This window comes from Magnetospirillum fulvum MGU-K5 (assembly GCF_000442515.1).
Classification (GTDB): domain Bacteria; phylum Pseudomonadota; class Alphaproteobacteria; order Rhodospirillales; family Magnetospirillaceae; genus Phaeospirillum; species Phaeospirillum fulvum_B.
This window is the reverse complement of sequence record NZ_AQPH01000005.1, coordinates 1-13995: the sequence shown is the minus strand read 5'-3', so window position 1 is coordinate 13995 and position 13995 is coordinate 1. Positions and strand designations below refer to the sequence as shown.

At 63.0% G+C, this 13995-nt stretch carries 14 protein-coding genes and 1 pseudogene; 11 read left to right on the top strand and 4 right to left on the bottom strand.

Annotated features, from left to right (window positions below):
- Nucleotides 1-4 precede the first annotated feature (4 nt).
- Nucleotides 5-310 carry an STAS domain-containing protein gene (locus K678_RS02300; RefSeq protein ID WP_021130846.1) on the bottom strand — a complete coding sequence of 102 codons (306 nt, stop codon included), beginning with the start codon at nucleotides 308-310 and terminating at the stop codon, nucleotides 5-7.
- 170 nt (nucleotides 311-480) lie between these two features.
- On the opposite strand from K678_RS02300, the gene K678_RS02295 reads away from it, so the two are divergent.
- The 4 genes from K678_RS02295 to K678_RS02280 all read left to right on the top strand — a co-directional run bounded on the left by K678_RS02295 (nucleotide 481) and on the right by K678_RS02280 (nucleotide 6897).
- Complete coding sequence (locus K678_RS02295) at nucleotides 481-1311, top strand: RMD1 family protein (RefSeq protein WP_021130845.1); 831 nt, start codon at nucleotides 481-483, stop codon at nucleotides 1309-1311.
- Nucleotides 1312-1446: 135 nt separating this feature from the next.
- A complete protein-coding gene (locus K678_RS02290; RefSeq protein ID WP_021130844.1) occupies nucleotides 1447-2928 on the top strand; it encodes a methyl-accepting chemotaxis protein in 1482 nt (493 codons plus the stop codon).
- 146 nt (nucleotides 2929-3074) lie between these two features.
- A complete protein-coding gene (locus K678_RS02285; RefSeq protein WP_021130843.1) occupies nucleotides 3075-5075 on the top strand; it encodes an FAD-dependent oxidoreductase in 2001 nt (666 codons plus the stop codon).
- Nucleotide 5076: 1 nt separating this feature from the next.
- Complete coding sequence (locus tag K678_RS02280) at nucleotides 5077-6897, top strand: [FeFe] hydrogenase, group A (protein ID WP_021130842.1); 1821 nt, start codon at nucleotides 5077-5079, stop codon at nucleotides 6895-6897.
- 57 nt (nucleotides 6898-6954) lie between these two features.
- Here K678_RS02280 and K678_RS02275 read toward each other — a convergent pair whose 3' ends face one another.
- Nucleotides 6955-7623 (bottom strand): COQ9 family protein, encoded by a 669-nt coding sequence (locus K678_RS02275; RefSeq protein ID WP_021130841.1) that lies wholly within the window; start codon nucleotides 7621-7623, stop codon nucleotides 6955-6957.
- A gap of 112 nt (nucleotides 7624-7735) precedes the next feature.
- Between K678_RS02275 and rpsU the strand changes: the two genes are divergently transcribed.
- A complete protein-coding gene (gene rpsU, locus K678_RS02270) occupies nucleotides 7736-7939 on the top strand; it encodes a 30S ribosomal protein S21 (protein WP_002726599.1) in 204 nt (67 codons plus the stop codon).
- Nucleotides 7940-8425: 486 nt separating this feature from the next.
- Here rpsU and traT read toward each other — a convergent pair whose 3' ends face one another.
- Complete coding sequence (traT, locus tag K678_RS02265; protein WP_021130840.1) at nucleotides 8426-9175, bottom strand: complement resistance protein TraT; 750 nt, start codon at nucleotides 9173-9175, stop codon at nucleotides 8426-8428.
- Nucleotides 9176-9177: 2 nt separating this feature from the next.
- Nucleotides 9178-10719 carry a S1C family serine protease gene (locus tag K678_RS17515; RefSeq protein WP_021130839.1) on the bottom strand — a complete coding sequence of 514 codons (1542 nt, stop codon included), beginning with the start codon at nucleotides 10717-10719 and terminating at the stop codon, nucleotides 9178-9180.
- A 180-nt stretch (nucleotides 10720-10899) separates the two neighbouring features.
- On the opposite strand from K678_RS17515, the gene K678_RS17510 reads away from it, so the two are divergent.
- The 6 genes and pseudogenes from K678_RS17510 to K678_RS02230 all read left to right on the top strand — a co-directional run.
- Nucleotides 10900-11628: a beta-ketoacyl synthase chain length factor gene (locus tag K678_RS17510; RefSeq protein WP_021130838.1), complete on the top strand. Its 729-nt coding sequence runs from the start codon at nucleotides 10900-10902 to the stop codon at nucleotides 11626-11628.
- A gap of 22 nt (nucleotides 11629-11650) precedes the next feature.
- Complete coding sequence (locus K678_RS02250; RefSeq protein WP_021130837.1) at nucleotides 11651-12454, top strand: lysophospholipid acyltransferase family protein; 804 nt, start codon at nucleotides 11651-11653, stop codon at nucleotides 12452-12454.
- Entirely contained in the window at nucleotides 12378-12653 is a 276-nt protein-coding gene (locus tag K678_RS02245; protein ID WP_331270943.1) for a phosphopantetheine-binding protein, read from the top strand. The genes K678_RS02250 and K678_RS02245 overlap by 77 nt, the downstream gene beginning before the upstream one ends.
- On the top strand, nucleotides 12650-12895 hold the full coding sequence (locus K678_RS02240) for an acyl carrier protein (protein ID WP_021130835.1): 246 nt from the start codon (nucleotides 12650-12652) through the stop codon (nucleotides 12893-12895). The genes K678_RS02245 and K678_RS02240 overlap by 4 nt, the downstream gene beginning before the upstream one ends.
- The gene (locus K678_RS02235) at nucleotides 12876-13457 is read left to right on the top strand and encodes a COG4648 family protein (protein WP_155804415.1); all 582 of its coding nucleotides are present in this window, start codon (nucleotides 12876-12878) and stop codon (nucleotides 13455-13457) included. Before K678_RS02240 ends, K678_RS02235 begins: the two co-directional genes overlap by 20 nt.
- Nucleotides 13454-13995: pseudogene (locus K678_RS02230) on the top strand (hypothetical protein); the annotation flags it as partial. The gene K678_RS02235 and the pseudogene K678_RS02230, both read left to right, overlap by 4 nt.

Below are 13995 nucleotides of genomic sequence, written 5' to 3'. Positions count from 1 at the left end.
GCGATCAGGGAATAATGTCGAAGGTTTCGTTGGCTTCGGTCAATTCCAGCATCCGCAAAACAGTGTCGCGCGGGTGCAGCAACGAAAGACTCGAACCGACCGCAGCCAGCTCCTCGTGAGCGATATAGAGCAGGCCGAGACCGACCGAATCAATATGACTCAGGTTGGCGAGATCAAAGACAACCTTCGACCCACGAATTTTCGCGATTCTTTCGACGATCGCCTGAAAGTCTTCGTTCGCCGCGAAATTCAACTGACCGGTCAGCGTGACATGGGTGACGCCACCCTGTTCGGAAAAACGGTAGTCCATTACGAATGCTCCCTCTCACTCGTGCGGACTATATCTTTGGCCTTCACCGAACGCCAGTGGCATCGACCGATCCCGGGGCCATGAAAATTCGGTGACAGAGAGCAGGGAACACGCGGTTTGTTCCGCCGCCGTGTTATGGTTTGCCTCCCCATTCCTGTTATTCGGATTTCATGACCTCCGACATCCCCCACACCGCCGGTTCCAGCGGAACCGGTCGGCTGTCCGCCCAGGTTCTGTTGCTGGGCGAACGTCTCGATACCCGCCGCCTCGAAGAAGGCCAGGTGCTTGGCACCGCCCCCCTGATCATCCGTGCCGGTAAAGACGGTTTTGCCGTGCTGTTCCGCTATGGCGTCGCGGTTCTGTTCGGGCTCGACCCGATGGAAGAGGCTGTGTTCCTCACCTCGCTGGCCAAACTGGTGGCCGAACCGATGCCGGTCCAGGGACGCGCCTCGACCGATCTGGTCATCGTTCCCGGCGGCGAGGACCGGGTCGACCAGACCGGGATCATCTCGCTGGCCGACTCCTGCCCCGAGCGGCTGCAACTGGTCGCCGAGATGATGGCGCGCGATCTGGTGCTCGATCATTACGAAACCCGGATCGCCCGCGTGTTCGACAGTATCGAGCCGCTGGCCGCGTCGCTGGGCAAGCGCAGCCTGCGCCATTTGCGCACCCGCGATCTTTTGGCCCAGATTGGCGAGGTCCTGCTGGCCGAGCACCGGATGGTCGGCCGCGTCGAGTTGCTGGACAGCCCCGAAGTGCTGTGGGTCAAACCCGAACTGGAACGGCTGTTCGTCCGGCTTGAGCGCGAATACGACCTGTCGGCCCGCAACCGGGCGCTCGACCGCAAGCTGGAGGTAATCTCCGATACCGCCGAAACCCTGCTCGACCTGATTCAGACCCGCAGCAGCATGAAGGTCGAGTGGTACATCGTCTTCCTCATCATGTTCGAGATTTTGCTGACGATCGTTCAGATGGTCCAAGGCTCGGGCCCCTGGCACTAGAGTCGATTTCGGCCTGACCCCGACCAGATTGAAATTCGTTCTAAACAGCCTTCCCGATTTTAAACAAAAGGAATAGCATCAGCAAAGGTCATAGACACCGTTGTATGGGGTCGCCACCCACGAGGAGGGCACAATATGTTTCCATTCAAGAACGCGAAAAGTCTCGAAAACGAATCGATCATCCAGGCGCTGGAGAAATCGAACGCTCGGGTTGAGTTCGACTTGAACGGAAACGTTATTTCGGCGAATGAGAATTTCCTCACTCTGATGGGATATTCTCTTGCCGAGGCCCTTGCGACAAACCACAGGGCTTTCGTCGACGATTCGTATCGCGCCAGCAACGACTATACTGAATTCTGGAAAAAATTACGGCGCGGTGAATATCAGTCGGGCCAATTCAAGCGCATCACCAAAGATGGCCGCGTGATCTGGCTCGAAGCCGCCTACAATCCAATCCTGAAACCGGACGGCACGCCGACAAAAATCGTTAAATACGCAACCGACGTAACCAAGGAAAAAGAGCACTATCTCGACCTTGTCGGCAAGTACAATGCCATCATGAAATCCCAGGCGGTGATCGAGTTCAAGATGGACGGGACGATCCTGACCGCCAACGACAACTTCCTGAAAGCGATGGGCTATAACCTTGCCGAAATCGTCGGCAAGCATCACGGAATCTTCGTCGATCCCGCCTATCGCGCCAGCCAGGAGTACCGCGTGTTCTGGGAAACGTTGCAGCGGGGTGAGTTTCTGGCCGCCCAATACCGCCGGATCGGCAAGGGGGGGCGCGAAGTCTGGATCGAAGGTTCGTACAACCCGATTTTAAATGCCGATGGCAAGCCGGTCAAAGTGGTGAAATTCGCCACTGATATCACCAAACAAATCGCCCTGCTCGGCCAACTGAAAACGCTGATCGATGTCAATTTTGCCGAGATCGATCAGGCCGTCACCCAATCGACGACCGAAACCGCGACCGCCAGTTCCGCCGCGATGGAAACCTCCGGCAACGTCCAGTTGATGGCCGCCAGCGCCGAGGAAATGGCCGCCTCGATCACCGAGATTTCCCAGAGCATGACCAAATCGCAGACGGCGACCGATGGCGCGTTCGATCAGGTGGTCTCGGCCGGGGATTCGGCGCAGCGCCTGTCGGCGGCTGCGGTCGCGATGGGCGGGATCGTCGGGCTGATTCAGACCATCGCCGGGCAAATCAATCTGTTGGCGCTGAACGCCACCATCGAATCCGCCCGCGCGGGCGATGCGGGCAAGGGCTTTGCCGTCGTGGCGGGAGAGGTCAAGAATCTGGCGAACCAAGCCGCCCGCGCCACCGAGCAGATCTCCGCGGAAATCGAAGGGATTCAGGCAATCTCGAACGATGTGGTGTCCTCGCTCGGCGTCATCCGCCAATCGATCGGAACCGTTCGCGATCATGTCACCGCGACGGCGGCGGCGGTCGAGGAGCAAAGCGCGGTGACCCGCGACATGTCCGGCAATATGCAGAATGCGGCGGGCTCGGTCGATACCATTTCCCGGACGGTCGCGACGATCAGCGCCAGCATCCAGCAAATCGAATCCGCCGTCGGCAAAACCAAGGATGCTGCCAGCATCCTCGCCCGCTAAGCCGGTTCCCACCCGAAGGAGGGGGGAGGAGAGCCAGCCGCTCCCCCACCCGTCGCCGATGGACAGAACCCGGCCCCTGATCCATGATTAGAGGAAATCCTGGTACCGTATCCGGGGGGATAATGGGCTGGGACCAAGGGGGATTTATGGCGACAATCGTTTATGGAATCTGGGACGGCGCGGTGATCGACCATCGCAACGGCGATGGAGATGCCAGCTCCTTGTTCCCCAGCCTGGCCGGATTTGGCGAATTCAATCCGGGTAATCCGATCCGCGCCTTTTTCGGCGATCGCGGCTTCCTGATCTTCGACCGCACCGTCAGTCTGCTCGACGCGCTGCGCCGCCAGTTGGCCAAGGCCGAGGAACAATCCTGCGGCAAATGCACCCCCTGCCGGATGGGCACCGCGCTGATCGGCGAATCGCTGGCGGCGCTGGCGGCGGGCGAATCGGCGCCGCTCGACCTGGACACCGTGGCGATGCTGGGGCGGCAGATGGCCGAGACCTCGCTGTGCGGGCTGGGGCGGACGACGCCGATCGCTCTGTTGGCGGCGCTGACCCATTTCCGCGACGTGATCGAAGCAGAGATCGCCTCGGGCGCGGCGCGAACGGTGCAGCACGGCATGGATTACATGACCGCGCCCTGCATCGAGGCCTGTCCGTCGAAGATCAACGTACCGCGCTATATCGATTACATCCGCGACGGCAAGCCCGAACATTCGCTGGGCGTGATCTTGCAGAAATACCCGATGGCCGCGACCTGCGGCCGGGTCTGCGTCCGCTTTTGCGAGATGGCCTGTCGCCGCAACCTCGTCGACGAGGCGGTGGGCATCAAGATCCTGAAGCGCTATGTCGCCGATCATCAGAAGGGACCGAACGCGCTGCGGTTTTCGCGCGATCTGATCGCCTCATCCCATCCGCCCGAGATGCGGGTGGCGGTGGTGGGCGGCGGTCCGGCCGGGATTTCCTGTGCCTATCACCTGCTTTTGCACGGCTATCACGTCGATATCCTGGAAGCGATGGCTGAGCCGGGCGGCATGGCGGCAATCGGCATCCCCAGCTATCGCCTCCCCAAGGACGTGCTGCGCTCGGAAACCGACATCATCCTGGCGCTGGGCGGGCGGTTCCTGTTCAACCAGGCGATGGGCCGGGACTTCACCATCGACACCCTGTTCGAGCGGGGCTATCGCTCGGTGTTCCTGTCGCTCGGCTGTCAGCAGGGGACGCCGATGGGCGTCGCCGACGAGGATTCCTCGGCGCTGGGCTATGAAACCGGGATCGGCTTTCTGCTCAAGGTGCACGACCACATCGCGGGCACCCGTCTGACCCGTCTGTGCGGCGATGTCGTGGTGGTCGGCGGCGGCAATGTCGCGATGGATTGCGTCCGCTCCGCCCTGCGGATGGGGGCCGAGCGGGTCCACCTGCTCTATCGCCGCACCCGCGAGGACATGCCCGCCGATCACGAGGAAATCGAGGCCGCCGAGGCCGAAGGGGTGATCGTCCACTTCCTGACCAATCCGGCGAAGATCATCCACGAGAACGGGCGCGTCGTCGGTCTGGACGTCGTCTCGATGCGCCAGACCGAGATCGATGCCAAGGGGCGGCGCAATGTCGAGCCGGTCCCCGGATCGGAACGGCGGATGGAATGCTCTGTTCTGATTTCGGCGATCGGGCAGCAAGTGCGCAAAGGCGTCGTCGGTCCCACCGACGGCGTCACGATGACCCGCTGGGGTTGTATCGAGGCGGCCCCCACCGATCTGGCCACCTCGCGCCCCGGTGTGTTCGCGGGCGGCGATTGCGTGTCCGGCCCCTCGACCCTGATCCATGCGATGGCAGCGGGACTGAAGGCGGCGCGCAGCATCGACGATTATATCCAGCGGGGATACACCCGCTTCTTCCCGCGCTCGCGGATGCGCCAGATTTTGAACGAACACAAATTGCTGGCCGCCGATTGCGTCGAGTTGCCGGTGCGGCTCGAATACCGGGTCCACCATCCCGAACTCGACCCCGAAGTCCGCCGCACCATGTTCGAAGAGGTCGAGACCACCATCTCCGACGCCGACGCCTACCGGGAAGCCAGACGCTGCATGCGCTGCTACCGCATCTATTCGGTGATTACCGAACAGCCCATCCCGGAAGGAGCGGCCTGACATGACCAGCCAAACCGTCACCGCCACGTTGGACGGCCGCCCCGTCACTGCCGAGGCCCAGGAAACCATTCTGGCCTGCGCCCGCCGCCACGGCGTGCCGATCCCGACCCTGTGCGAGATGAACGACATCGACCACGCCCCCGCCACCTGCCGGGTCTGCATGGTCGAAATCGACCAGCCCGGCCGCGAGGCGGCTCAGTTGGTCGCCTCGTGCACCACCCCGGTGCAGGAGGGGATGAATATCCGCACCCGCACCCGCCGGGTCCGCGAGGCACAGCGGCTCCAGGTCGAATTGCTGCTGGCCGACCATAATCAGGATTGCGCCACCTGCGTCCGCCACGGCAATTGCGAGTTGCAGGACATCGCCCAATATGTCGGGCTGCACACCAACCGCTTCTTCGACCGGACCCGGACGCTGGGACGCGGCATCGACGAATCATCTCCGGCGATGATCCGCGACATGACCAAATGCATCCGCTGTCAGCGCTGCGTCACGATCTGCCGCGACGGCCAGACCGTCGATGCGCTGGTGGTCACCGGCACCGGAAACGATTCGTCGATCGGGCTGCATCACGGTCTCAGCCAGAAAGACTCAAGCTGCGTCACCTGCGGCCAGTGCGTGATGGTCTGTCCGACCGGAGCGCTGGGCGAGCGTGATGAAACCGATTTGGTGCTCGACCTGCTGTTCGATCCCGAGATCGTCACCGTCTTCCAGTTCGCTCCGGCGGTGCGGGTCGGCTTTGGCGAGGAATTCGGCCTGCCGGCCGGAACCAATGTCGAAGGCCGGATCATCGGCGCGCTGCGCCGTCTGGGCGCCGACATCGTGCTCGACACCAACTTCGCCGCCGACGTGGTGGTGATGGAGGAAAGTGCCGAATTGCTGAGCCGCCTCGCCGGGGAACGGCGGCCGACCTTCACCTCGTGCTGCCCGGCCTGGATCAATTTCGCCGAGCGTCACTATCCCGATCTGCTGCCGCTGCTGTCCTCGACCAAATCGCCGCAGCAATGTTTAGGCAAGATCGCCAAGACCTACCTGCCCGAACGGATGGGGATCGATCCCGCGCGCATCCGGGTGATCTCGATCATGCCCTGCACCGCCAAGAAGGACGAGCGGGTCCGGCCGCAACTGAGCGAAAACGGCATCGCCGAGATCGACGTGGTGCTGACCACCCGCGAGTTCGCCCGTCTGCTGAAGCGTCAGGGCATCGACCTGCGCAGCCAGGAACCGTCGGTGTTCGACAATCCGTATATGAGCGCCTATTCCGGCGCGGGAGCGATCTTCGGCACCACCGGCGGCGTGATGGAAGCGGCGGTGCGGACGATGTATCAGATCGCCAATGGCCGCGAATTGCCCCAGATCGAACTGGCCCAGTTGCGCGGCTTCGACGGGGCGCGGACCGCCACCATCGAGGTCGGCGGCAAGATCGGCACGGTCAAGGTGGCGATGTGCCACGGCCTGCGCCCGACCCGCGAATTGTGCGAGGCGGTTCGGGCAGGTACTGCCGATTTCGACTTCATCGAGATCATGGCCTGCCCCGGCGGCTGCGTCGATGGCGGCGGCAATCTGCGCTCGAAGAAGGCCTATCTGCCCTTTGCCCTGAAGCGGCGCGAGACCCTGTTTGCGATCGACCGCGCCACCGCTGTCCGTCAATCGCACAACAACCCGCAGGTCCAGGCGCTCTATCGCGACTTCCTGGAACGGCCCTTTTCTGAAAAGGCCCACCACCTGCTCCACACCTATTACACCGAGCGGGCGGTTGAAATGTCGCTGACGGTCAAGCAGGTGTGGGAAGACATCACCATGAGCACGATGGTGTATTAAAGACCCCTCGCCCGCCCTCTCCCGATGGGAGGGGGCGGGACGAAGCGGAGAAGCAGTCTATTTCCCAGCAACGCGGCGATGCAGCCGGTTACGGTTCCACGGACTTTTGCGCTGGAACGAGGTCAAACTCCGCCGCACCACCGTTTCGACCCGGTGGCGCAGGCGCGGCAGCTTGCCCATATCGATCAGGCGGCGGCGCAGGAACGCCCAGCTTTCGATCGAATCCTCCGACTGATCGTCCAGCCAGAAGAACAAGGTGGCGGAATAGAGCGCCGCCAGCGACCCGCGCTTGGTTGCCCAGGCGAGATCCTGGCTTTTATCCCCCACCGCCCGCCACAACGCGTCAGAGGTGCCCCAACCCAGCTTTGCCGCCAGCGGCAGATTTTGCGGCAACGACAGCAGCGAGACGCCGCGGCGGATCGCCTCGCGATGAGCCGACCAGCGGTCCAGCCGCATCTTGACCGCGACGAACACCCGCTCATCAAGCTTGCCGCCGCGCGGACCCTGAAGGGCGAAATCGTCGATCAGCATTTTGTCGGCCAGCGCGACGAAATGAGCCAGCGCCTCGACCGGACCTCCGGGGAACAGCCGCAACGCCTCGCGCGGCGGGTAATCGAGGTCGCGCGCCGCCTCGGACAACGCCACGTCGGACCAGCCATCGAAGGCAATATGAGGCAATGCCGCCAGCACCAGAGCGTCGCGTTTCGCGCTCGGATCGATTTGCATATCCCTAGCCCCTTCCCAAGCAACCGTCACTGTGATATCAAGCGCCTTCCCGGACGGCAGTTGTGCCGTGCGATGGGGTGGCTTTTCAAGCGTAGAGGAGCGGTGGCGAAACGTGCAAGTACTCGTTCGTGACAACAACGTCGATCAGGCCCTTAAGGCGCTCAAGAAGAAGATGCAGCGCGAAGGGGTTTTCCGTGAAATGAAGCTGCGTCGCAATTACGAGAAGCCGTCCGAGCGCCGCGCCAGAGAAAAGGCCGAAGCCGTGCGTCGTGCTCGTAAGCTGGAACGCAAGCGTTTGGAACGCGAAGGTTTCTAAACGGCCCGACAGCGCGCGGTGTCGCCGTCTGGCGGTGCCGTTCGTCGCTGTTTCGTGACTGTTTTGCCCCGCTAAAGCTTCGCCACGGACGCCACTCCGACCCTAGCCGGGAATCCGGCACCATAGGGATTCGGAGGGCGTCGGTGCGCCTTTCTGCCCAACGTCCCGGATTATGCCGCGGGCGATAAACGTGCTGGCGAAAGCCGACAAACCGCCTGCATTACAAAAATATCATCCGGCCGCCATGCTGCGGTAATCCGGACAGGGGCAGACTGTTCATGACTCGAACAGGCATCCCTTCCGGTCGATTGGCGAGAGTGAACTCCCCGCTGAAAAAATCGGAACGTTAAAGTCAAAAGCCCCGCGCTCCACACCCTGGCGCGGGGCTTTAACGTTTTATACCGGCCAACCTTTGTTTTGACCTGTTGGCCGGTATCTGGCCGCCATTGCGGCGGGTCAATTCATTGAGCCGCCGGTATTAGAGGGTCAGATCAAGCTGATCAGCGAGCGAATCTGGCGGTCGCGGATATCGCCCGCGATCTCGGCCTGGGTGACGAACCGGCCGCCGCCGTAATTGGCGATGGTGACGCGGTGGACCCGGTGGAACGAGCCATAGCCGCTCTCTTCCCATTCCTCGACACGCGGGCTACCGTCAAAGGTGACGACCCGGCGTGGCTTGGCGGCGTTGCGGCGGACGGCGAAAATCGCCTCGGTGATGACCACATAGATGCTGTCGACGGTGAAATATCCGGCCAGGGTGCCGAGCGCCACCCCAGCCGACAGCCCAATGCCTGCGCCCCCGGCCATTCCACCCGGCCCGTTATAGGCCCCGCCCGCTCCGGCCCCGGCGGCGGCCCCGCCGGTTGCGCCCAGAAAGCCGAACTGAGCGATCATGTCGCGGTCGAATTGCTGACTGCGCACAACGTTGAGATCGACCTTCAGGCCGAAATCGGTGCCGTCCGACCGTTCATATCCCTTGCCGAGATAACCCTGAAGAATCCGCTCGCGGGTCGAATCCAGATCCCACACCGGGTCGCCCGACATGTTGCGCAACGACAGCTTCAGCCGCCGGTTGGGGAACATCGTCGCATCGGTGAAGATCGAGCTATCCGAACGCATCCCGTACATCCGGTCGGTTTTCGAATCGACCACCATGTCGCCCTGGTTGGGACGCTGGCAGGCGGTCGCCAATGCCGCCATCCCGACGGCCAGGAAGTGTCGCCGGTCGAAGCGCATCGTCAGTCCCCCTTCATCGATTCGTCCAGGAAGCGTTTGGCTTCGGCGTAATGGACGGCAAAATTCAGTCCGGGCAGCGGGGCCGCCCCCTCGCCCCCCTCGATCCGCTGCATCAGCCCAAAGGTGTTGACCCCCACCACCTTGTCCCCCAGGAACAGCGGCCCGCCGGAATTGCCGGAATTGATGTCGGCGTCGGTCTGGACATACAGAACCTCGGGGCCAGCCTGGGTCGGGTTGGTGCCGGACCGAGCCTTGCGGATCGCGCTGACGACGCCGCGCGTGATCGAATAACGCTGACCCTTGGGATGGCCGATCGCATCGACGCTGTCGCCGGGGTTCAGCCCCTTGCCCTGGAAGAACGGCGCGACCCGGCCCCGGTCCTGGACCTTGACCAAGGCGAGGTCGAGGCGGACATCCTTGGCGATCACCTGCCCGAAGGTTTCACGGCGGTCATAGGTGCGCAGTTCGACAATCGGATTGTTTTCGACCACATGCCAGTTGGTCATCACGATATTGGGGCGGACGAAAAAGCCGCTGCCCTGCCCCGTCGGTGTATAGATCACGACCACGCTGTCAAAGCGGGGATCGTTGAGCGGTCGCGAATCGTATTGTTCGGCATAGGCACGGAGCGAGGCGCGGGTCCGCTCGCGGCCGATCTCGTCAAGAAACGCGGTGAGCGAACCCAGCGGACGCGCCGCCCCGCTTTTGGCCAAAGCGTGGTCGAGCACCTGGGACAACGGGATCACAATCGGGGCGCGCTCCCAATCGCGGACCTGCCGCTCGGTCGAAAAGTCGCTGGCATAGGCGCTCTGAAGGGGGTCAGACGCGTCGATGTTATAGGCGAAGGTAAAACGCTCGGTCTCGACGACATCGATCACCGAGGAAATGACGGTGTTGGCGATGCGATCGACCAAATGATACTTGACGGTCAGGGTCTTGACGCATTCGGCATCGGCGACCTTGAACTGATAGGGACCATAGACCGGCTGTTCGAGATAGCGCGGCGTCGTTGCGACCTTGCGCTGCGCCTCTTCATAGCGCATCAGCACCTTGGGATTGTCGGGGGCGCGCTCGACCCGGGTCGAACTGGAATCGAATTTTTTGACCGCCCGCAGATAGGCGGGATTGTCAATCCGATCGACCGAAACAACCTTGCGCGAGGTGCGGTCCTGGATATCGCGGACCTTGCGCGATGCCTTGGCCAGGGCGACGTCGAACAGAACGACATAGCGCCCGGTCTCGGCGACCGACCCGGTCAAAGCGGGGCCGATCTCGCTTGGGCGCGCGTCGAGCGGCAGATCAATCCCGACTGAAAGAGGAAAATCGACATCGCCCTCGACCCGCAGCAACTGGCGCGACGTGGCCTGGACCAGGCTGATCGGCTCGATATCGAGCGCGTTTTCCCCGGCGGCGCGGGCGGCTTCGACCAGGGTGCGTAAATCGGGAGACGCCGCCGCTCTTTCCACTCCCACCGCAGCGACAAGCGCCACCGCGACGAAAAGAAGACGGCACAGACGGACAAAGCGCGTGATCGGTGATGTCATCGTCCGCCGGTACGATCCGTCGATTGCAGTGGATTGCATCATAGAAAAAAAGGGCTGTGTATGCAAATAGGGGGGAAGGATCCCGCCCTCATGACGGCTGTTGCCGCCCGGGGCGGATAATGGCTAGTGTCACCGACAACAACCGAGAGACGTGGCCGGGAGCGGAGGGAACAGAAGATCATGACGGTCGCATCGCAGACCGAATCGCACGCGCCAGGCTTCCGGCTGGAAGCCTGGGCAGGCTGGCTGCCGGGACGGGACCATCTTGCCAGCGGCGGCACGGCCGGAACCGGGGCCGACCTGCCGTCATCGCTGCGCCGCCGCGTCACCCCGATCGGGCGCAAGGCGCTGGAGGCGGCGTGGTGCCTGCTGAGTGGACGCGAAACGACCGACCAGCCCCGGATCGTCCTGTCGTCACGCCATGGTGAATATTCCCGCACCCTGGGCTTGTTGAGCGGTCTGGTCGATAACGGCGAGGTGTCGCCCGCCGCCTTCAGCCTGTCGGTTCATCACGCTCTGGCCGGGTTGCTGTCGATTGCCGCCGGAAACCGGGCCGGGCATACCGCCGTCGCGGCAGGGAACGAGTCTTTCGGCTATGGCTGTCTTGAGGCGGCGACCTGTCTTGCCGACGGGATCGAGCGGGTGCTGCTGCTCCATTTCGACGAGGCGTTGCCCGAGTCGTATGACGGAATCGGCGGCGGGGCCGAGGACGCGCTGGCGCTGGCCCTGCTCCTGGCCCCGGACAACGATACCGGCGCGGGCGAGCGAATCGCGCTTCGCCTGGCGCCGTCCGACCCACCCGGGGCTGACTCCCTGGCCCATCGCGTCGCCGCCCTGCTTGAGTGCGGCGGCAGTGAAACCCGTGCCGTCGGCGAACGGCTGACCTGGACGTGGTGCCGTGCGGCATAGACTGGACCGGATTTGGCGCGCATTGGGCACCGGCCTGTTCCTGGCGGCGATCGGCATCGGCGGTTCGTTACTGGCGCTGACCGTGTTTCCGCTGATCGCGCTGGTCACCCGCGACCGCTGTCTGCGGCAAAAGCGGATTCAAGCGGTGCTGCATCGGAGCCTGCGGCTTTATTGCCGGGCGATCCACGCCCTTCGCATCGCCGACATCGACATGACCGGAACCGAGCAATTGAAATTGCTACGGGGCGCGATGCTGATCGCCAATCATCCGTCGCTGTTGGACGTGGTGATGATCATGGCGGCGGTGCCCAACGTTCAATGCATCGTCAAAGGCGGGCTGTGGCGCAATCCGTTCTTCCGCCTGACCGTCGAGGGCGCGGGATATATCCGGAACGACCAGGACCCCGAGGCGCTGCTGCGCACCTGCATCGAGACTCTGAAGGCGGGCAACAACCTGATCGTCTTCCCCGAGGGCACCCGAACCGTGCGGGGTCAACCAATCGTATTGCATCGAGGGTTTGCAAATATAGCAATACATGCCGAGGTTGATTTACAACTTATAAGAATAAATTGCGAACCGCCAATTCTCCACAAGGGAAATCCGTGGTGGAAGGTTCCGTCAACGCGATCCAAGTTCAAAATGGAGGTGGGCGATCACCTAGACATCCACAACTTCCTGGGTTATCGCTACCGCTCGCTTTCGGCGCGCAAGCTGGTCGAATTCATTGAAGGGTACTATACGGAATCGCATGGTCATGGATGCATTGGAACTGGAGCTGAAACGGCTGATCGTCTCGGCTCTCAATCTGGAGGATATGTCTCCTGAGGAGATCGATTCGGACGAACCTTTGTTTGGCGATGGAGGACTGGGCCTCGATTCGATCGACGCGCTGGAATTAGGCGTCGCCATCCGCAAGACCTACGATATCCGGATCGAAACCGTCTCGGACGAGGTCAGACGCCACTTCGCCAGCATTTCCGCGCTGGCCGCCTTCATTCAGCAGCAAAAGGGACCCCGTTCGTGACCCGCGAAGAGATTTTCACCACCCTGTCCGGCTATCTCGTCGAGATGTTCGAGGTTCCCGCCGAACGCATCACCCTGGACGCCAAATTGTTCGAGGAACTCGACCTCGACAGCATCGACGCCGTCGATCTGGTGGTCCGGCTCCAGGATCTGACCGGCAAGAAGATCAAGCCCGAGCAGTTCAAGACGGTCCGCACCGTTGCCGACGTGGTTGACCGCGTCCATGACCTCCTCACCGAATAGACGGCCGCTTTTCCTCCTCGGGCTGGGTGGACTTGGCATTCTGTATCCCGGACTGGTCTATGTCAGTCTGGGGCGGGTGCCCTCTGCCGTGCTGGCGGTTCTCGCCCTCGCCCTGGTGGGGGCACGGCTGGCGGTCACCCGAGGCGGAGCGCTGGCTTCCGCCCTGGTCCCGACCCTGGCCGCGATCCTGATCGCCACCGCCGCCTTTGCCCTGATCGCCCCGGCCCTGGCCGTGCTGGCCTATCCGGTGCTGATGAGCCTGGGGATGGCGGCGGCGTTCGGCCTGTCGCTGCGCGGCGGCCCGACCCTGGTGGAACGCTTCGCCAGCCTGACCGAGCCCGAGCCGTCGCTCGCAGCGCGCGCCTATATGCGGACGGTCACCTGGGTGTGGTTCCTGTTCCTGCTGGGCAATGCCAGCGTCTCCGCATTGACCGTGGCGATGGGCGACCGCGATTTGTGGACGCTTTATAACGGCCTGATCTCCTATCTGCTGATGGGCAGTCTGTTCGGGATTGAGTATCTGATCCGCCGCCGGGTCCGGGCCAGGGAGACGGCACGGTGATCCGGCTCGAATGCCTGAACGCCGCCGCGTTCGCCCCCGATCATGTCGTGGCCCGGCGCGACGGCGAGGATTTGACCTGGTCGCGCTTTTGCGCCGAAATCGGCGGCACCGCCCGCCACTTAGCCACCGCCCACCGGGTCGGACTGACCTGCCGCGACGGCTGGCGCTTTGCCGTCGGTTTGTTCGGAGCCTTGAGCGCCGGGGCGCGCGTGGTGGTGCCGTCCCATCCCGGCCCAATCGACGGGATTGACCAGTGGATCGATGACACGTTCGAACCGGGCGCGGCCGCGTGGAGCGGGGGGCTTGAGCCCGACCGGGCCAGTTTGTGCCTTCAGACCTCGGGCTCGACCGGCGAGGCGAAGGAGGTGGTCCGTTCGCTCGCCCAGTTGGACGCCGAACTGACCGCGCTTAATGCGCTGTGGGGCGAGTCTTTGGCCGGAGCCGACACCCTGTCCACGGTGTCGTATCGCCATGCCTATGGGCTGATCTTCGCGCTGCTGTGGCCGCTGGCGGCGGGACGGACGTTCTTCGCCCGGCC

Bases quoted from the DNA above. Each gene is read 5' to 3' on its own strand.
- K678_RS02300 (WP_021130846.1), bottom strand. From the start codon at position 310: ATGGACTACCGTTTTTCCGAACAGGGTGGCGTCACCCATGTCACGCTG.
- K678_RS02295 (WP_021130845.1), top strand. From the start codon at position 481: ATGACCTCCGACATCCCCCACACCGCCGGTTCCAGCGGAACCGGTCGG.
- K678_RS02290 (WP_021130844.1), top strand. From the start codon at position 1,447: ATGTTTCCATTCAAGAACGCGAAAAGTCTCGAAAACGAATCGATCATC.
- K678_RS02285 (WP_021130843.1), top strand. From the start codon at position 3,075: ATGGCGACAATCGTTTATGGAATCTGGGACGGCGCGGTGATCGACCAT.
- K678_RS02280 (WP_021130842.1), top strand. From the start codon at position 5,077: ATGACCAGCCAAACCGTCACCGCCACGTTGGACGGCCGCCCCGTCACT.
- K678_RS02275 (WP_021130841.1), bottom strand. From the start codon at position 7,623: ATGCAAATCGATCCGAGCGCGAAACGCGACGCTCTGGTGCTGGCGGCA.
- traT (WP_021130840.1), bottom strand. From the start codon at position 9,175: ATGCGCTTCGACCGGCGACACTTCCTGGCCGTCGGGATGGCGGCATTG.
- K678_RS17515 (WP_021130839.1), bottom strand. From the start codon at position 10,719: ATGACATCACCGATCACGCGCTTTGTCCGTCTGTGCCGTCTTCTTTTC.
- K678_RS17510 (WP_021130838.1), top strand. From the start codon at position 10,900: ATGACGGTCGCATCGCAGACCGAATCGCACGCGCCAGGCTTCCGGCTG.
- K678_RS02245 (WP_331270943.1), top strand. From the start codon at position 12,378: ATGGTCATGGATGCATTGGAACTGGAGCTGAAACGGCTGATCGTCTCG.
- K678_RS02235 (WP_155804415.1), top strand. From the start codon at position 12,876: ATGACCTCCTCACCGAATAGACGGCCGCTTTTCCTCCTCGGGCTGGGT.